This is a genomic window from Pantoea sp. GM_Pan_4, from assembly GCF_026541005.1.
GTDB classification, from domain to species: Bacteria; Pseudomonadota; Gammaproteobacteria; order Enterobacterales; family Enterobacteriaceae; genus Pantoea; species Pantoea dispersa.
Window position 1 is genome coordinate 495,822 of sequence record NZ_JALNUZ010000002.1, and the last position, 17,830, is coordinate 513,651.

Genomic DNA, 17,830 nt, shown 5'->3' on the forward strand with positions numbered 1-17,830 from the left:
CGGGCGCCGCGTGCGCCCGTTTAACGTATGGCGTCTCCCAGACCAAATACCGGCAGATACATGGCAATCACCAGCGTGCCGACAATGCCGCCAATCACCACCATCATTAATGGCTCCAGCGAAGCGGCGAGGCTGTCTGCGCGCGTCAGCGTTTGCGCTTCGTGCCACTCCGCCAGCCGCGCCAGCATCACATCCAGCGCACCGGCCTCTTCACCGACGCGGATCAGCTGAGCGCACAGCGGCGTAAACAGCGGATGTCCCTGTAGCGCCTGATGCAGCGGTGCGCCAGCGGCAATATGCTGCTGTAATGCCACGATGGCATCGCGCCACAGTCGCGCGGCCAGCGTCACTTCCACCGCCTGCAGGCTTTGCAGCAGCGTCAGTCCGGCCTGCTGCGTCAGTTGCAGAATCGCATATATCTGGCTGAGCTGACCGCCGCGCCACAACGGGGCCAGCAGCGGAAGCCGCAGCAGCCACTGCTGGCAGCGCTTTTGCCACGCAACGGATCGTCGGTAGGTCAGACGCGCCAGCCACCCGGACGCCACACCGCACAACAGCAGCGGCAGCGCCGCCTGCTGCAACAGCGCCGACAGCGCCATCACGCCGGCGGTAAAGGCCGGCAGCGGTGCGTCAAAACTGGCGTACACCGCAACAAATTCCGGCAGTACAAACAGCAGCATCCCGGCGCTGACCGCCAGCGCCACCAGTAGGATGAACAGCGGATAGCGCAACGCTTTCACTACCTTCTGGCGCAGAAACTGTTGCCTGCTCTGCTGTAGTGCCAGCTGGCGGCAGCACTCGTCCAGTTGCCCGGTCAGCTCACCCACCTGCATCAGTGCCGGAAACAGCGGCGGGAAGATATCCGGCCAGGCGCGCAGCGCCTGAGAAAACGGCTCTCCGGCCATGACCCGCTGTTGCAGAAGGCTCAGCAGCACGCGCCAGCCTGCATGGGGATGGCCGCTGGCCAGCAATGTCAGACTCTCCGCCAGCGGCAGCCCGGCTTTCAGCAACGTCGCCAGCTGGCGCATCAGGTCAATTTTCTGCTGCCACTTCCAGTCGCGCGCGCGCCAGCATTTCCCGCGCTGCCAGCTCACCACCAGCATGCCGCGATCGCCCAGCTGGCCGAGCAGGGCATCCTGCGTGGGCTGCAGCGACTCGCCCTCCTGCAGCAGGCCCATGCTGTCCAGTGCCTGCCAGTGAAACTGGTAGCGATTAGCCATTGCCAAGGCCCACCACGCGCTGCATCTCCTCGAAAGAGGTGTCGCCGCGGCTCACCGCCTCCAGCCCGGCGGTCAGCAGCGTTTTCATTCCCTGCTCCGCGGCCAGCGTCAGCAGGTGCTCCAGCGGCATATCAGCCGAGATGGCGTTCTGCAATCTGCTGCTCATCGGCAGGATTTCAAACAGCGCCAGGCGGCCGTAATAACCAGAGAAGCAGTGATCGCAGCCGGGGGCACGCCAGGTTTGCAGCGTGCCGGGCCACATGTCGCCCGGCAGATGGGCAATCGCCTGGCCCGGCTGACGGCAGTGCACGCACAAACGGCGCACCAGCCGCTGCGCCACCACCAGCTGTAACGCCGGGCCAAGCAGATAGCCGGGAATGTCCATCTGCCGTAAGCGGGTCAGGGTTTCGGCCGTCGAGTTGGTGTGCAAGGTTGAGAGCACCAGGTGTCCGGTCTGCGCCGCTTTTACGGCGATGCTGGCGGTTTCAGCATCACGGATTTCGCCGATCATAATGACGTCCGGATCCTGCCGCAGCAGCGCGCGCAATACGCGGTTAAAATCGAGACCGCTCCGTGGCTGTACCTGTGTCTGGTTAATCCCCTGTAGCGGAATTTCCAGCGGGTCCTCCACGCTGCAGACGTTTTTCTCCGGCACGTTGAGGGCGCTCAGGCTGCTGTACAGCGTAAAGGTTTTGCCGCTGCCGGTTGGCCCGGTGACCAGAATCAGCCCCTGCGGTTTGGCCAGCGCGTTTTTCAGCAGGCGCAGCTGTGGTACTGGCATGCCCAGCTTATCGAGCGCAATGGCGCTGTTTTCGCTTTGCAGCAGGCGTACCACTGCTTTTTCACCCTGGCTGACCGGCAGGGTCGACAGGCGGAACGCCGCCGGTTTGTCATCCACCTCCAGACTGAACTGGCCATCCTGCGGCAGCCGACGCTCCGCGATATCCAGACCGCCGAGGATTTTCAAGCGTGCCAGCACGGCGGCGGGTGGGGCATCCGGTAACTGCGGCAGCGGATGCAGCACGCCGTCAATCCGCAGCCGCACGCGCAGCCCGTGACGCTGCGGTTCAAAGTGCACATCGGAGGCGCGTCGCTGTATGGCCTGGCGCAGAATCTGATCCACCGCGTGAATGGCGGACTCGGCGCTGGCCTGTTCGCGCGGTGCCGCACTGCTTTCTGGCTGATGCAGCAGCTGTTCCAGCCGTGCGGCGGGCCAGCACTCGACCTCGACTGCGCACTGGCTGGCAAACTGCAGCGCCTCTAACAACAGCGGGTCTGGCGCGTCCGCGACCGCCACGCGCAAGTGCGTGGCGTCATGGTGCAGTATCACGGCCTGATAGCGGGCACACAGTGCCTGCAGGGTGCTATCCGGCTTATCCATTGTTTTCTTCCTTGTCGGCAAAGCGGAACTGTTCGAGGCAGCTGTCGCGCAGGCTGGCGTTGTCGCTGGTGCAGCTGCGTTGCCAGCTGAGTGCGCCTTCCGCCGCATTCCATATCGGCAACATTGCAACGGTTAACCCCGTCAGGCTCTCCTGGCCGGTCAGCGTAATGGCACCATTGACCACGCTCAGGTTCGCCACATAGCGTGAGCCTTTGGCGGCGGGAATACCGCGCTCGCCGGCCTGACACTGCGCCGGTCCGCCGCGCTCAATGGCGCACAGCTCCACGGCAGTCTTATAGGGCACCATGGTTTGCAGCATGTCGGTCAGCGCGGCACGTTGCAGATAATTTTGGTAAGCGGGCAGGCCAATGGCGCTGAGGATGGCGACGATACCGATGACAATCATCAGCTCGATCAGGGTAAAACCGCGTTGTTTATCCATAATGAGGCTCCTTGTTGTGGAGCCGCAACGGTAAGAAAGGGCGGGGAAAAGCGGAAGGGGGCGCGTTTCAATCCCGGAAAGGGGCGCGCAGACAATGTAGCGCGTTACAGGCGAAGCCACATGATGATGGAAGCCGGCTCGCAATTTGCCGCCAGCGCCGGCGGCATGGCCTTACGTCAGACTTCGCGAAAACGCATCGACAGATCCAGCGCCTGCACGTGCTTAGTCAGCGCGCCCACCGAGACATAATCCACTCCGGTGGCGGCAATCTGCGGCAGCGTCGTCTCCGTCACGTTGCCGGACACCTCCAGCAGCGCGCGCTTCGCCGTCAGCGTAACCGCCTGCTGCATCATCGCCAGAGTGAAGTTATCCAGCATGATGATGTCGGCACCGGCCGCCAGCGCCAGTTGCAGTTCGCTGAGACTTTCCACTTCCACCTCGACCGGCACATCCGGGTGCAGCCACAGGGCTTTCTCCACCGCTTTACTGACCGAACCGCTGGCAATGATGTGGTTTTCTTTAATCAGGAAAGCGTCGGACAGGCCCAGGCGATGATTCTGCCCGCCGCCGCACAGCACCGCATACTTGAGCGCGGTGCGCAGGCCAGGCAGGGTTTTGCGCGTATCCAGCAGCTGGGTATTGCTGCCAGATAAGAGCGCCACATAGCGGTTCACGGCTGTCGCTACGCCGGAGAGCGTCTGCACAAAGTTTAACGCGGTGCGTTCTGCGGTCAGCAGCAACCGTGCCGGTCCCTGTAATTCAAACAGCAGCTGATCGGCCACCAGCGGTTGGCCGTCTTCGACGTGCCAGGTAATGGAAACGTTATTGCCCAGCTGGATAAACACCTCTTCCACCCAGCGTTTACCACAGAAAACACCGGCTTCGCGGGTGATAACGCGCGCTTCAGCCTGCGCCGCCTGCGGCAACAGCTGGGCGGTGATGTCGCGGTCAGCGTCAACGTCACCACCTAAATCCTCCTGGAGCGCACGTGCCACGGTTTCCGGGATATCCAGCTGAATACGTTTAAGCAGTTCCTGACGACGATGTTCGGGATTATAACGACGCGACACCATGATTTTGCGGCTCCACCCTGCGGATTACGTGCGCTCACCTTAGCCTGATTTTGCAGCTATTGCCAGACACGCCAGGTGAAATGTTTAGTATCCTTAACTTGCTGATGCCATAGCGCATTAAGTCACAAGCAGTGAGGTGGAATCATGGTATTCTCAGCCAGATTTTGTTCAGGATAACAGGCATGAAACTGGAACACGGCTGGATCACGAGCGCACGCAAGGTGCCGTCGCCGCACTTTAATGCGCGGCCGGATAACGAAGCGCCGTCGCTGCTGATCATTCATAACATCAGTCTGCCGCCGGGCGAATTTGGCGGTCCGTGGATTGACCGGCTGTTCACCGGTACGCTACCGGCTGATGCGCATCCCTATTTTGCGGATATCGCCCAGTTACGCGTGGCAGCACACTGTCTGATTCGCCGTGACGGTGAGCTGGTACAGTATGTTTCCTTTGACCAGCGCGCCTGGCACGCCGGCATTTCGCAGTTTGCCGGACGGGAAAACTGCAACGATTTTTCCATGGGTATAGAGCTGGAAGGCACTGATACGCTGCCCTACACCGATGCCCAGTACGCTACGCTGCAGCAGGTTACCCGCCTGCTGATGCAGCATTATCCGCTGACGCCGCAGCGTATCACCGGTCACAGCGATGTTGCGCCGGAACGCAAGACCGATCCCGGTCCGGCATTTGACTGGATACGCTATAAACAGGCTATCGGGCAGGAGCACCCCTGACACCGCAGGAGCAGGTATGACGTTGTTTAGTTTGTTGTTAGTTTTGGGTTGGGAACGCCTTTTTAAATTAGGTGAACACTGGCAGCTGGATCATCGGCTTGAGCCGCTGTTTCGCGGTCGCCAGCGCTTCTCGTTGCTGCGTACGCTGCTGATGACCGTGATCGCCATGCTGCTGGTCTGGCTGGTGGTGTGGAGCCTGAAGGGCATTCTGTTTGGCGTGGCGCAGCTGCTGTTCTGGATTGTGGTCGGTTTGCTGTGCATTGGTGCCGGCTCGGTGCGGCTGCATTATCATCAGTATCTTAAAGCGGCGAGCCACGATGATGAAGCGGCCCATCAGGCGATGGCGGCAGAGCTGACGCTGATTCACGGCGTGCCGGTTGACTGTAGCGAGCGCGAATTTCTGCAGGCGCTGCAAAACGCGCTGATCTGGATTAACTTCCGCTTCTATCTTGCGCCGCTGTTCTGGTTTGTCGTGGGTGGCCCTTACGGGCCAGTGTTGCTGGTGGGGTATGCGTTTCTGCGTGCCTGGCAGAGCTGGCTGGCGAAACACCGTTCACCGCTGGAACGCGCACAGTCCGGCATCGATCGCATTCTGCACGTGCTGGACTGGATTCCGGTGCGGCTGGCCGGTGTGGCTTATGCGCTGCTCGGCCACGGCGAGCGTGCGCTGCCGGCATGGTTTGCTGCGCTCAGCGATGTGCATCGTCCACAGTATCAGGTGCTGACCAGCCTGGCGCAGTTCTCGCTGGCGCGCGATCCGCATCTGGATAAAGTGGAAACGCCACGGGTTGCCGTGGCGCTGGCCAAACGCGTTTCGCTGGTGCTGGTCGTGGTAGTGGCGCTGCTGACTATCTACGGCACGTTAGTGTGATCGGCAGGCGGCACGCCGAAATCCGGTGTGCCGTCTTCGCGCCAGGCAAAATATTTAAGCCGCGTATGGCGGTTGGGATCCCACAGCGGATCGCCCTCAATTTCGGTGTAATTCCGTGCGTGATACACCAGCACGTCCCGTCCTGCTTCATCCACGGTAAAACTGTTATGCCCCGGACCGTACTGGTGATTATCCCAGCTGGTGGCAAATACCGGCCGCGCCGATTTGTGCCATGCGCTGATGTCGAGCGGATCGGCCTGCGCGTCAATACTCAGTATGCCGAGGCAGTAATTTTCATCCGTGGCGCTGGCTGAGTAGGTGACAAACAGCCGCTCGCCATGGCGAATCACCGCCGGTCCCTCATTGACGCTAAAGCCGGCACACTCCCACTCATACTCCGGCCGGCTGAGCATCAGCGGCTGGGTTTTCAGCGTCCACGGATTCAGTAATTCCGCCAGATACAGGTTGGAGTTACCGGGAATCGCCGGGTCTTTTTGCGCCCACAGATACCAGTTTTTACCCTGATGCACGAAGTGGGTGGCGTCGAGGGCGAAGGTATCGAGGTGGGTTTGCACGCGGCGGCACGGCTGCCAGTGACTGCTGAGCGGATCGGCATCATCACATACCAGCGCGTACATACGGTGCTGAAACAGCCCCTCTTTGATTTCGCGGGACGGCGCGACGGCGAAGTAAATCATCCACTGGCCATTAATCAGGTGCAGTTCCGGTGCCCAGATCAGGGCGCTGCAGGGACCGCTGTCCGGTTTACGCCACACGGTTGTGGCCGGGGCGGTAATCAGGCCGTTAAGCGTGCTGGCATAGCGCAGCTCCAGCCGATCGTACTCGGGCACCGAAGCGATAAAGTAGTAGCCATCACCGTGGCGCAAAATAAACGGATCGGCACGTTGCGTAATAAACGGGTTAGGCCAGCTCATTTAATTTCTCCTGGTTGTGAGGTTGCGCGGCGAACGGGGGCAGACAGGTCATGGAAGTTGGCGCGACGCAGGGCGAGATCCTGCTGGATGGTGCGCATCAGCGCGCGGTCCACTTTCAGCAGGCGCACCACGCCGGCGGTGATCAGATAGCCGACGCCGGGGATCAGGGTAAACAGCAGCACAATGCCGTTAAGCGCGCTGGCAGACTGCTGCTTCGCCGCTGCGTCATAGCCATACATCGACAATAAAAACCCGACCATGGCACCCGCTACCGCCAGTCCGACCTTGAGGAAAAACAGGTTGCCGGAGAAGCTGATCCCGGTGATGCGTTTACCGGTTTTCCATTCGCCGTAGTCATCGACATCAGCCATCAGCGACCAGTGCAGCGGCGACGGAATTTGGTGCAGGATGTTCAGCAGGAAATAAGCGATCACCACGGTGACGGTGGCGTGTGGATCGATCCAGTAAAAGCCGCTGGAGAACAGCGCCAGCGCAATGTTGGTCCAGAAAAACACCTTGAGCTTGCACCAGCGGTCGGTGAGGACTTTCGCCAGTGTGCTGCCCAGCATCATGCCGATGACGCCCAGGCTGATAAACAGCGTCGCAAAGTGCGTCGACTGGCCCATCACCCAGGTGACGTAATACATGGTGGCGGCCATGCGAATAAAACCGGGACAGACATTACAGAACGTCAGCAGCAGAATGCGCACCCACTGATCGTTCTTCCATACATCGCGCAAATCTTTCTTCAGATCATCGTTGCTCGGTACCGCCGGGCGAATACGCTCGCGCACCGTGGCAAAACAGAACAGAAACATCACCAGGCCAATCAGCGCCAGCACGCTCATTGCCAGCTGATAGCCGCGCGCTTTGTTGTCGCCGCCAAACCACTCGGCCATCGGCAGCAGCGACAGCGAGAGGATCAGCGTGGCGATGCCCACCATGACAAAGCGGTATGACTGGCAGGAGACGCGTTCACCGGGATCGTTAGTGATGACGCCGCCCAGCGAGCAGTAAGGAATATTGATGGCGGTGTAGGTCAGCGACATCAGGAAATAGGTGACAAATGCCCAGATCACCTTGTTGTCGTAGCTCCAGTCCGGGGTGGTAAACATCAGCACGCTGAACAGCACGTAGGGCAGCGATATCCACAGCAGCCATGGGCGAAAGCGTCCCCAGCGGCTCTGTGTGCGGTCGGCAATTGCGCCCATTATCGGGTCGGTCACCGCATCCAGCACCCGTACTGACAGTAACAGCGTGCCGACCAGCGCCGGGGCGAGGCCAAATACGTCGGTGTAGAAGTAGTTGAGGAACAGCATGATGGCACCGCCGATCATGTTGCATCCGGCGTCACCCATGCCGTATCCCAGTTTTTCTCTGAACGAGAGGGCTGCTCCTTTCATCAGTCGTCTCCTGCGACAAGTGGAGCAAAAATTATCAGCGTTAAATCAGTAACCTGGTGGGGAACAATCGGTCAGGATGATGGACAAAATACGCGGGCGGGGAAAAGTGTGAAGCGGATCGGCCCGGCAGCAGCGTGCCGGGCCCGGTGAAGCATCAGGCTTTCTGTACCCGATTTTTAACGGTATAACCCACGGCCAGCACCAGCAGCCACACCGGAATCAGCCACACTGAAATCGCCATGCCCGGCGTCATTAGCATGATCACCAGAATGGCCGCCAGGAACAGCAGGCAGATCCAGTTACCCAGCGGATACAGCACCGCTTTGAAACGGGTGGTCACGCCCTGCTGATCTTTCTTCTTACGGAATTTCAGGTGCGCGAGACTGATCATCGCCCAGTTGATGACCAGCGCGGAGACCACCAGCGACATCAGCAGGCCGAAGGCTTCACCTGGCATCAGGTAGTTGATCAGCACGCACAGCGCAGTGGCGACCGCCGAGACCAGAATGGTCGCCACCGGCACACCACGACGGTCCACTTTCAGCAGCGCTTTTGGCGCGTTGCCCTGCTGCGCGAGGCCGAACAGCATGCGGCTGTTACAGTAAACACAGCTGTTATACACCGACAGCGCGGCGGTCAGGATCACCACGTTGAGCGCATTCGCCACCAGCGCATCACCCAGTTCGTGGAAGATCAGCACAAACGGGCTGGTCTCTTCGGTGACGCGCGTCCATGGCAGCAGCGAGAGCAGCACCGCCAGTGAGCCGATGTAGAAAATCAGGATACGCCACAGCACCTGGTTGGTGGCTTTAGGGATGCTCTCTTGTGGATTGTCGGCTTCTGCGGCGGTGATACCCACCAGTTCAAGGCCGCCGAAGGAGAACATGATGATCGCCATCATCATCACCAGCCCGCTGACGCCGTGCGGCAGGAAACCGCCCTGGTTCCACAAGTTGCTGACGCTGGCCTGAGGGCCGCCGTTGCCGCTAAACAGCAGCCAGCCGCCAAACAGGATCATGCCGATGACCGCCACCACTTTGATAATCGCGAACCAGAACTCCATCTCACCGAACACTTTAACGTTGGTCAGGTTGATGGCGTTGATCACCACAAAGAAGATAGCCGCAGTGGCCCAGGTGGGGAATTCCGGCCACCAGAACTGAATATATTTGCCCACAGCGGTGAGTTCAGCCATCGCCACCAGCACATACAGCACCCAGTAGTTCCAGCCGGAGGCAAAGCCGGCAAAGTTGCCCCAGTATTTATAGGCGAAGTGGCTAAAGCTGCCGGCCACCGGCTCTTCCACCACCATTTCGCCGAGCTGGCGCATGATCAGGAAGGCAATAAAACCGGCGATGGCATAGCCGAGAATCACGGCCGGACCGGCCGATTTAATCACTGATGCGCTGCCCAGAAACAGACCGGTACCGACGGCACCGCCCAGCGCAATCAGCTGAATATGGCGATTTTTCAGGCCGCGATGCAGCGTTTCGCCATGCTGTTGTTCCATACAAACCTCATGATGTTGTTATTGTGCACCTGCAGTGCGCGCACTGTAAGGCTGTTCTATCTGTGTACGCTTTTCTTTACGGTATCCGGCGGGCTGTGTGCAAGCCTGAGCTACCCTGGCGACCAGAATAGTGATAAGCGCGCCGCTTTGCACCTGCTTTTGCTTTTTGTGCTGAGAGATGGCTGAAAAAGCAGCAGCATCCTCTGCGCTTCCCTTGCGCTATTTCTGCCATGAATAAGGCTTAAACACGAATAGCATTCGCTTATGGCTACGCAGCCTGGTGCGCGCTAATGCAGTGTAAGGTTTGGTAAAAGTGAAATCTGTTAACATTTGCCGCGCTGAGACGCTTTTCTGCCAGATCCCGGTAAGTTAGCGCACGGTAACCGGTGTCTGCGGTGAAAGTGTGCGGGGGGCCATATAGACACAAGGTGAATACTTTGTTACTTTACGGGCACCATTTTTCAATTGGTATTACCAATTTACTCCGGACGTTTGGCTCATAAGAAGGGATGATGGCCTACAGTAAAATTCGCCAACCCAAGCTCTCCGATGCAATCGAGCAGCAGCTGGAATCCCTGATTATGGAAGGGACGCTCCAGCCGGGTGAAAAACTGCTTCCCGAGCGTGAACTGGCCAAACAGTTTGATGTCTCACGTCCATCGCTGCGCGAAGCGATCCAGAGTCTGGAAGCTAAAGGCCTGCTGCTGCGCCGTCAGGGTGGTGGCACCTTCGTACAGCAGAATCTCTGGCAAAGCCTGAGCGACCCGCTGGTCGGCCTGCTTGCTGAACATCCTGAATCCCAGTTTGACCTGCTGGAAACCCGCCATGCGCTGGAAGGCGTTGCGGCCTACTACGCTGCGCTGCGCGGCACCGATGAAGACCTGCAGCGTATTCGCGACTGTCACGTCAACATCCAGCAGGCGCAGGACAGCGGCGATTTAGATGCTGAGGCCGATGCGGTCATGAAGTATCAGATCGCTGTCACAGAAGCCGCCCATAATGTGGTGCTGCTGCATTTGCTGCGTTCGATGGGCCCTATGCTGGAACAGAACGTCCGTCAGAATTTCGAATTGCTCTACGCTCGCCGCGAAATGCTGGCGAAAGTGAGCGGTCACCGCGCCAGTATCTTTGAGGCGATTGTGGCTCGTGAGCCAGAACAAGCACGCGAGGCATCCCATCGTCACCTGGCGTTCATTGAGGAAATCTTGCTGGACAGAAGTCGGGAGCAGAGCCGTCGTGAACGCTCCCTGCGTCGTTTACAGCAACGTAAGGAATAACGCACGGCAATGAACGTGCGACATAAACGACGGGCCTGTCTTCTTGTGCTGTGAATCAGAAGCAAAGCACAAGCAGACAGGCTCCTGATAATTCAACGTATTAGACACAGATAAGGAATACACCCCATGTCAGAACGTTTACAGAATGACGTGGATCCGATCGAAACTCGTGACTGGCTACAGGCGATCGAATCGGTCATCCGTGAAGAAGGTGTTGAGCGCGCGCAGTATCTGATTGATCAGGTATTGAGTGCTGCACGCAAAGGCGGTGTGAAAGTGGCAGCGGGCGGCAATGCCGTCAGCAACTACATCAACTCCATTGCGGTCGAAGATGAGCCGGAATATCCGGGGAACACCTCTCTTGAACGTCGTATCCGTTCCGCAATCCGCTGGAACGCCATTATGTCGGTTCTGCGTGCGTCGAAGAAAGATCTGGAGCTGGGTGGTCACCTGTCGTCTTTCCAGTCTTCTGCCACCATTTATGAAGTGTGCTTCAACCACTTCTTCCGCGCGCGTAGCGAGCAGGATGGCGGCGATCTGGTCTATTTCCAGGGCCACATTTCTCCGGGCATCTACTCGCGTGCGTTCCTTGAAGGACGTCTGACTGAAGAGCAGATGAACAACTTCCGTCAGGAAGTCCACGGCAACGGTCTCTCTTCCTATCCGCATCCAAAACTGATGCCGGACTTCTGGCAGTTCCCGACCGTGTCGATGGGTCTCGGCCCACTGAACGCCATCTATCAGGCGAAGTTCCTGAAATATCTGGAACACCGCGGCCTGAAAGATACCTCTAAGCAAACCGTTTACGCCTTCCTTGGCGATGGCGAGATGGACGAACCAGAATCCAAAGGGGCGATCACCATCGCTACCCGTGAGAAGCTGGATAACCTGGTGTTCATCATCAACTGTAACCTGCAGCGTCTCGACGGTCCGGTCACCGGTAACGGTAAGATCATCAACGAGCTGGAAGGCATCTTTGCCGGTGCTGGCTGGAACGTGATCAAAGTGATCTGGGGCGGACGCTGGGACGAGCTGCTGAAGAAAGATACCAGCGGCAAGCTGATTCAGCTGATGAACGAAACCGTTGACGGCGACTATCAGACCTTCAAATCACGTGACGGTGCGTACGTGCGCGAGCACTTCTTCGGTAAATACCCGGAGACCGCAGCGCTGGTGAAAGACTGGTCAGACGAAGAGATCTTCGCCCTGAACCGTGGTGGTCACGATCCGAAGAAAATCTACGCGGCACTGAAGAAAGCGCAGGAGACCAAAGGTCAGCCAACGCTGATCCTGGCGCATACCATCAAAGGCTATGGTATGGGTGACACTGCGGAAGGTAAAAACATCGCGCACCAGGTTAAGAAGATGAACATGGATGGCGTTCGCTACATCCGCGATCGCTTCAACGTGCCAGTGGCTGACGACAAGATCGAACAGTTGCCGTATGTGACCTTCGAAAAAGGCTCAGAAGAGTACAACTACCTGCACGGCCAGCGCGAGAAGCTGGGTGGCTATCTGCCAACCCGTCAGGCTGAGTTCAGCGAAAAGCTGGAAATGCCGGCGCTGGAAGAGTTCAGTGCGCTGCTGGAAGAGCAGAGCAAAGAGATCTCTACCACCATCGCCTTCGTGCGTGCGCTGAATGTGATGCTGAAGAACAAGTCGATCAAAGATCGTCTGGTGCCGATCCTCGCGGACGAAGCGCGTACCTTTGGTATGGAAGGTCTGTTCCGTCAGATTGGTATCTACAGCCCGAACGGCCAGCAGTATACGCCGCAGGACCGTGAGCAGGTTGCTTACTATAAAGAAGACGAGAAAGGCCAGATTCTGCAGGAAGGGATCAACGAGCTGGGCGCAGGGTCTTCCTGGCTGGCGGCGGCGACCTCTTACAGCACCAACAACCTGCCGATGATTCCGTTCTACATCTACTATTCGATGTTTGGTTTCCAGCGCATCGGCGATCTGATGTGGCTGGCAGGCGACCAGCAGGCGCGCGGCTTCCTGGTGGGCGGCACGTCCGGTCGTACCACGCTGAACGGTGAAGGTCTGCAGCACGAAGATGGTCACAGCCACATTCAGTCGCTGACTATCCCGAACTGTATCTCTTACGATCCGTCTTACGCGTACGAAGTGGCAGTCATCATGCATGACGGTCTGGTACGTATGTACGGCGAAGCGCAGGAAAATATTTACTACTACATCACCACGCTGAACGAAAACTACCACATGCCTGCGATGCCGCAGGGTGCGGAAGAGGGTATCCGTAAGGGTATCTACAAGCTGGAGACGGTAGAAGGCAGCAAAGGCAAAGTGCAGCTGCTGGGCTCAGGTTCTATCCTGCGTCACGTGCGCGAAGCGGCACAGATCCTGGCGAAGGATTACGGCATCGGTTCTGACGTCTACAGCGTAACCTCGTTCACCGAGCTGGCACGCGACGGTCAGGATTGTGAGCGCTGGAACATGCTGCACCCAACGGAGACTCCACGCGTACCGTACATCGCTCAGGTGATGAACGACGCGCCGGCGGTGGCATCGACCGACTACATGAAGCTGTTCGCAGAGCAGGTTCGCAGCTACGTGCCAGCCAGCGATTATCGCGTGCTGGGTACCGATGGTTTCGGCCGTTCAGACAGCCGCGAAAACCTGCGTCACCACTTCGAAGTGGATGCGTCATACGTAGTGGTTGCAGCCCTGGGTGAACTGGCTAAACGCGGCGAAATCGAGAAGAAAGTGGTGGCGGATGCGATCGCGAAATTCAACATCGATGCCGATAAAGTTAACCCGCGTCTGGCTTAAGAGGTAAGAGAGTAATGGCTATCGAAATTAACGTACCGGATATCGGGTCAGACGAAGTTGAAGTCACCGAGATTCTGGTCAAGGTGGGCGACAAGGTTGAAGCCGAACAGTCGCTGATCACCGTGGAAGGCGATAAAGCCTCGATGGAAGTGCCTTCGCCGCAGGCCGGCGTGGTCAAAGAGATCAAAATCGCGACCGGTGACAAAGTGAATACCGGTTCACTGATCATGATTTTCGACGCCGAAGGTGCAGCTGCTGCGGCACCGGCCGCCGAAGAGAAACCAGCGGAAGCCGCACCTGCTGCGGCTGCCGCCAGCGAAGCGAAAGACGTTAACGTACCGGATATCGGCGGCGACGAAGTAGAAGTCACCGAAATTCTGGTTAAAGTGGGCGACAAAGTGGCGGCTGAGCAATCGCTGATCACCGTCGAAGGCGACAAAGCCTCCATGGAAGTGCCTGCACCGTTTGCCGGTGTGGTGAAAGAGATCAAAATCGCCACGGGCGACAAGGTGAACACCGGTTCACTGATCATGATCTTTGAAGCCGAAGGCGCGGCGCCAGCAGCGGCTGCCAAACCTGCCGTGAAAGAAGCGGCGGCCTCCGCGCCAGCCGCGGCTGCGGGTGCCAAAGACGTTAACGTCCCGGATATCGGCGGCGACGAAGTGGAAGTCACCGAAGTGCTGGTCAAAGTAGGCGATAAAGTTGAGGCTGAGCAGTCACTGATCGTGGTGGAAGGCGATAAAGCGTCAATGGAAGTTCCGGCGCCGTTTGCCGGTACGGTTAAAGCGCTGAAAGTGGCTACCGGCGATAAAGTCAGCACCGGTTCGCTTATCATGGTGTTCGAAGTAGAAGGCGCTGCGCCGGCTGCTGCGGCACCAGCAGCGAAACAGGAAGCCGCACCAGCTGCAGAAACCAAACCGGCTGCTGCACCTGCGCCAGCAGCGGCGAAAGCCGATGCGAAGAGCGAATTTGCTGAAAACGATGCTTACGTGCACGCCACGCCGGTGATTCGTCGCCTGGCGCGCGAGTTCGGTGTTAACCTGGCGAAAGTCAAAGGCACCGGCCGTAAAGGTCGCATCCTCAAAGAGGACGTGCAGGCTTACGTGAAAGATGCGGTGAAACGCGCTGAAGCGGCACCGGCTGCGGCCGCAGGCGGCGGTATTCCGGGCATGCTGCCATGGCCGAAAGTGGACTTCAGCAAGTTCGGTGAAATCGAAGAAGTGGAACTGGGTCGTATCCAGAAAATCTCGGGCGCTAACCTGAGCCGTAACTGGGTAATGATTCCGCATGTGACCCACTTCGACAAAACCGATATCACCGATCTGGAAGCGTTCCGTAAGCAGCAGAATGCGGAAGCCGAGAAGCGTAAGCTGGACGTGAAGTTCACCCCGGTGGTGTTCATCATGAAAGCGGTCGCCGCGGCACTGGAGCAGATGCCACGTTTCAACAGCTCGCTGTCGGAAGATGGCCAGAAGCTGACACTGAAAAAGTACATCAACATCGGTGTGGCGGTCGATACGCCAAACGGTCTGGTGGTTCCGGTGTTCAAAGACGTGAACAAGAAAGGCATCACTGAGCTGTCGCGTGAGCTGATGGCGACGTCGAAGAAAGCGCGTGATGGCAAACTGACCGCCAGCGATATGCAGGGCGGCTGCTTCACCATCTCCAGCCTTGGCGGCCTCGGCACCACGCACTTCGCGCCAATCGTTAACGCGCCGGAAGTGGCTATCCTCGGGGTGTCTAAGTCGGCGATGGAGCCGGTGTGGAACGGCAAAGAGTTCGCTCCGCGCCTGATGATGCCGATTTCGCTGTCGTTCGACCACCGCGTCATCGACGGTGCGGATGGTGCGCGCTTCATCACCATCATTAACAATATGCTGTCTGATATTCGCCGTCTGGTGATGTGACGTTAATCGAGGCCGGCAAATGCCGGCCTTGTTGTAAGCATTCGGAGTTGCCGCGGTTGGCAGTTTGTTAACAATTCTGTAAACTCTCGCGGTGAAATGTCCCGGTGGAGATAGGGCATCAAGAGCCTGGGAAAGGGTCGCTTTTGACCGCCGGCAATCTAACAAGAGGTCATGATGAGTACAGAGATTAAAACTCAAGTCGTGGTACTTGGGGCAGGTCCTGCAGGTTACTCTGCAGCCTTCCGTTGCGCTGATTTAGGTCTGGAAACCGTACTGGTAGAGCGCTACAGCACCCTCGGCGGTGTCTGTCTGAACGTCGGCTGTATCCCGTCAAAAGCGCTGCTGCACGTGGCGAAAGTCATCGAAGAAGCTAAAGCTCTGGAAGAGCACGGTATCGTGTTTGGCCAGCCGCAGACTGACATCAACAAAATCCGTACCTGGAAAGAGAAAGTCATCACTCAGCTGACCGGTGGTCTGGCTGGCATGGCGAAAGGCCGCAAAGTGAAAGTGGTCAACGGTCTGGGTAAATTCACCGGCGCCAATACGCTGGTGGTAGAAGGGGAAGGTGGCGCAACCACCATCAACTTCGACAACGCCATCATCGCTGCAGGCTCGCGTCCAATCGAACTGCCTTTCATTCCACATAACGATCCGCGCGTGTGGGACTCTACCGATGCGCTGGAGCTGAAAGAAGTTCCGAAGCGTCTGCTGGTTATGGGCGGTGGCATCATCGGTCTGGAGATGGGTACCGTCTACCATGCGCTGGGTTCAGAGATCGACGTGGTCGAGATGTTTGACCAGGTGATCCCGGCCGCCGATAAAGACGTGGTGAAAGTGTTCACCAAGCGTATCAGCAAGAAATTCAACCTGATGCTGGAAACCAAAGTCACCGCGGTAGAAGCGAAAGACGACGGTATCTACGTATCAATGGAAGGTAAAAAAGCGCCGGCTGAACCACAGCGTTACGACGCAGTGCTGGTGGCGATTGGCCGTGTACCGAACGGTAAAGGTCTGGATGCTGGTAAAGCAGGCGTGGAAGTGGACGATCGCGGCTTTATCCGCGTCGACAAACAGATGCGCACCAACGTGCCACACATCTATGCTATCGGTGACATCGTCGGTCAGCCAATGCTGGCTCACAAAGGCGTGCACGAAGGTCACGTGGCGGCAGAAGTGATTTCCGGTCTGAAGCACTACTTCGACCCGAAAGTGATCCCTTCTATCGCTTATACCGAGCCAGAAGTGGCCTGGGTGGGTCTGACCGAGAAAGAAGCCAAAGAGAAAGGCATCAGCTACGAAGTGTCCACCTTCCCGTGGGCGGCATCGGGCCGTGCTATCGCGTCTGACTGTGCAGACGGTATGACCAAACTGATCTTCGACAAAGAGACGCACCGTGTTATTGGTGGCGCGATTGTCGGTACCAACGGCGGCGAGCTGCTGGGTGAAATCGGTCTGGCTATCGAGATGGGTTGTGATGCCGAAGATATCGCGCTGACCATCCACGCGCACCCAACCCTGCACGAATCGGTTGGCCTGGCGGCGGAAGTGTTTGAAGGTAGCATTACTGACCTGCCAAATCCGAAAGCGAAAAAGAAATAATTTCGCCTGAGGCTTAGGTTAATTAACGGCTCCTGTAAGGAGCCGTTTTTTTATTAATCGAAAACGTAAGTTGAATAGATAAAAGCGGGCGCAGGAGCAACACGTTAACGATGCCGGAATAGCGGAGGAGACCCTCCGCTATTGAAGTTTACTGTTGTGCTTCGTAAGCCATGACAGCCGATAATTCAGCCGCGAATATCCGCAATCGTAATTCACACAGTGAACTGCGATTTGCCAGGCATAAACCTAACAGGATGAGCCCGCTGATAATCAGCGTGCTGAATTTCACCTTCATAATCACTTACTCCTTGCATTAGCACGAGCAAGCCATTACCCTGACACTGTCTGGGTGTAGGGTAGTGGCTCACCCGTGCGGTTAATGAAAATTAATCGCACGGTTCACCTTCCACCATCCACCTCAATTTCTTTTGCAGATCTTAAGGCAGATAGCCTCAAGCGCCCGCAGGCAGTCTACGCTATTTATTTATCATTTCCTCTTTTATTTTTTTATCTCTTTTTTAAATCGCAGTTATTTTTTAAGGGTGTATTTTAATTGAGTGACTAAGTTTAAAGGTTAATTTAAACCGGCACTGCGTTGATAATTAATTAAATACGCGCAAGGCATCACGTTCAATATTTATCAGGTGATGTGGTATTAATTTTTCCTCAGGAAAACGTGTGCGGG

Annotated in this window: 14 protein-coding genes; 6 read left to right on the forward strand and 8 right to left on the reverse strand. The window is 57.5% G+C overall.

The window, feature by feature from the left end; all coding sequences use genetic code 11:
- Positions 1–20: 20 nt before the first annotated feature.
- The 4 genes from hofC to nadC form a co-directional block, all read right to left on the reverse strand.
- A complete protein-coding gene (hofC, locus tag OXR61_RS08330; RefSeq protein WP_021507547.1) occupies positions 21–1,220 on the reverse strand; it encodes a protein transport protein HofC in 1,200 nt (399 codons plus the stop codon).
- Positions 1,213–2,601, reverse strand: a complete 1,389-nt coding sequence (gspE, locus tag OXR61_RS08335) for a type II secretion system protein GspE (RefSeq protein ID WP_021507546.1) — start codon at positions 2,599–2,601, stop codon at positions 1,213–1,215. Before gspE ends, hofC begins: the two co-directional genes overlap by 8 nt.
- On the reverse strand, positions 2,594–3,043 hold the full coding sequence (ppdD, locus tag OXR61_RS08340; RefSeq protein ID WP_021507545.1) for a prepilin peptidase-dependent pilin: 450 nt from the start codon (positions 3,041–3,043) through the stop codon (positions 2,594–2,596). The genes gspE and ppdD overlap by 8 nt, the downstream gene beginning before the upstream one ends.
- 176 nt (positions 3,044–3,219) lie before the next feature.
- Complete coding sequence (nadC, locus tag OXR61_RS08345; RefSeq protein ID WP_021507544.1) at positions 3,220–4,116, reverse strand: carboxylating nicotinate-nucleotide diphosphorylase; 897 nt, start codon at positions 4,114–4,116, stop codon at positions 3,220–3,222.
- 182 nt (positions 4,117–4,298) lie between these two features.
- Between nadC and ampD the strand changes: the two genes are divergently transcribed.
- On the forward strand, positions 4,299–4,850 hold the full coding sequence (gene ampD, locus OXR61_RS08350) for a 1,6-anhydro-N-acetylmuramyl-L-alanine amidase AmpD (protein ID WP_010618114.1): 552 nt from the start codon (positions 4,299–4,301) through the stop codon (positions 4,848–4,850).
- Positions 4,851–4,866: 16 nt separating this feature from the next.
- Entirely contained in the window at positions 4,867–5,721 is an 855-nt protein-coding gene (ampE, locus tag OXR61_RS08355; RefSeq protein ID WP_031279700.1) for a beta-lactamase regulator AmpE, read from the forward strand.
- On the opposite strand, the gene OXR61_RS08360 is transcribed toward ampE, so the two are convergent.
- The 3 genes from OXR61_RS08360 to aroP form a co-directional block, all read right to left on the reverse strand.
- The gene (locus OXR61_RS08360) at positions 5,703–6,656 is read right to left on the reverse strand and encodes a family 43 glycosylhydrolase (RefSeq protein WP_267411714.1); all 954 of its coding nucleotides are present in this window, start codon (positions 6,654–6,656) and stop codon (positions 5,703–5,705) included. The genes ampE and OXR61_RS08360 overlap by 19 nt on opposite strands.
- Entirely contained in the window at positions 6,653–8,059 is a 1,407-nt protein-coding gene (locus OXR61_RS08365) for an MFS transporter (RefSeq protein WP_031279699.1), read from the reverse strand. Before OXR61_RS08365 ends, OXR61_RS08360 begins: the two co-directional genes overlap by 4 nt.
- A 154-nt stretch (positions 8,060–8,213) precedes the next feature.
- Positions 8,214–9,569: an aromatic amino acid transporter AroP gene (aroP, locus tag OXR61_RS08370; RefSeq protein WP_021507540.1), complete on the reverse strand. Its 1,356-nt coding sequence runs from the start codon at positions 9,567–9,569 to the stop codon at positions 8,214–8,216.
- Positions 9,570–10,081: 512 nt separating this feature from the next.
- Here aroP and pdhR point away from each other — a divergent pair.
- The 4 genes from pdhR (at position 10,082) to lpdA (ending at position 17,145) form a co-directional block, all read left to right on the forward strand.
- The gene (gene pdhR / locus OXR61_RS08375) at positions 10,082–10,846 is read left to right on the forward strand and encodes a pyruvate dehydrogenase complex transcriptional repressor PdhR (RefSeq protein ID WP_021507539.1); all 765 of its coding nucleotides are present in this window, start codon (positions 10,082–10,084) and stop codon (positions 10,844–10,846) included.
- Between the two features lie 126 nt (positions 10,847–10,972).
- On the forward strand, positions 10,973–13,639 hold the full coding sequence (aceE, locus tag OXR61_RS08380; protein WP_021507538.1) for a pyruvate dehydrogenase (acetyl-transferring), homodimeric type: 2,667 nt from the start codon (positions 10,973–10,975) through the stop codon (positions 13,637–13,639).
- A gap of 14 nt (positions 13,640–13,653) precedes the next feature.
- Positions 13,654–15,546: a pyruvate dehydrogenase complex dihydrolipoyllysine-residue acetyltransferase gene (gene aceF, locus OXR61_RS08385; protein WP_021507537.1), complete on the forward strand. Its 1,893-nt coding sequence runs from the start codon at positions 13,654–13,656 to the stop codon at positions 15,544–15,546.
- A 174-nt stretch (positions 15,547–15,720) separates the two neighbouring features.
- Entirely contained in the window at positions 15,721–17,145 is a 1,425-nt protein-coding gene (gene lpdA, locus OXR61_RS08390; RefSeq protein ID WP_021507536.1) for a dihydrolipoyl dehydrogenase, read from the forward strand.
- 148 nt (positions 17,146–17,293) lie between these two features.
- Here lpdA and OXR61_RS08395 read toward each other — a convergent pair whose 3' ends face one another.
- On the reverse strand, positions 17,294–17,440 hold the full coding sequence (locus OXR61_RS08395; RefSeq protein WP_021314460.1) for a Hok/Gef family protein: 147 nt from the start codon (positions 17,438–17,440) through the stop codon (positions 17,294–17,296).
- Positions 17,441–17,830 lie beyond the last annotated feature (390 nt).

Bases quoted from the DNA above. Each gene is read 5' to 3' on its own strand.
- aroP (WP_021507540.1), bottom strand. From the start codon at position 9,569: ATGGAACAACAGCATGGCGAAACGCTGCATCGCGGCCTGAAAAATCGC.
- OXR61_RS08395 (WP_021314460.1), bottom strand. From the start codon at position 17,440: ATGAAGGTGAAATTCAGCACGCTGATTATCAGCGGGCTCATCCTGTTA.
- gspE (WP_021507546.1), bottom strand. From the start codon at position 2,601: ATGGATAAGCCGGATAGCACCCTGCAGGCACTGTGTGCCCGCTATCAG.
- hofC (WP_021507547.1), bottom strand. From the start codon at position 1,220: ATGGCTAATCGCTACCAGTTTCACTGGCAGGCACTGGACAGCATGGGC.
- aceF (WP_021507537.1), top strand. From the start codon at position 13,654: ATGGCTATCGAAATTAACGTACCGGATATCGGGTCAGACGAAGTTGAA.
- ampD (WP_010618114.1), top strand. From the start codon at position 4,299: ATGAAACTGGAACACGGCTGGATCACGAGCGCACGCAAGGTGCCGTCG.
- OXR61_RS08360 (WP_267411714.1), bottom strand. From the start codon at position 6,656: ATGAGCTGGCCTAACCCGTTTATTACGCAACGTGCCGATCCGTTTATT.
- ampE (WP_031279700.1), top strand. From the start codon at position 4,867: ATGACGTTGTTTAGTTTGTTGTTAGTTTTGGGTTGGGAACGCCTTTTT.
- OXR61_RS08365 (WP_031279699.1), bottom strand. From the start codon at position 8,059: ATGAAAGGAGCAGCCCTCTCGTTCAGAGAAAAACTGGGATACGGCATG.
- lpdA (WP_021507536.1), top strand. From the start codon at position 15,721: ATGAGTACAGAGATTAAAACTCAAGTCGTGGTACTTGGGGCAGGTCCT.
- ppdD (WP_021507545.1), bottom strand. From the start codon at position 3,043: ATGGATAAACAACGCGGTTTTACCCTGATCGAGCTGATGATTGTCATC.
- aceE (WP_021507538.1), top strand. From the start codon at position 10,973: ATGTCAGAACGTTTACAGAATGACGTGGATCCGATCGAAACTCGTGAC.
- pdhR (WP_021507539.1), top strand. From the start codon at position 10,082: ATGGCCTACAGTAAAATTCGCCAACCCAAGCTCTCCGATGCAATCGAG.
- nadC (WP_021507544.1), bottom strand. From the start codon at position 4,116: ATGGTGTCGCGTCGTTATAATCCCGAACATCGTCGTCAGGAACTGCTT.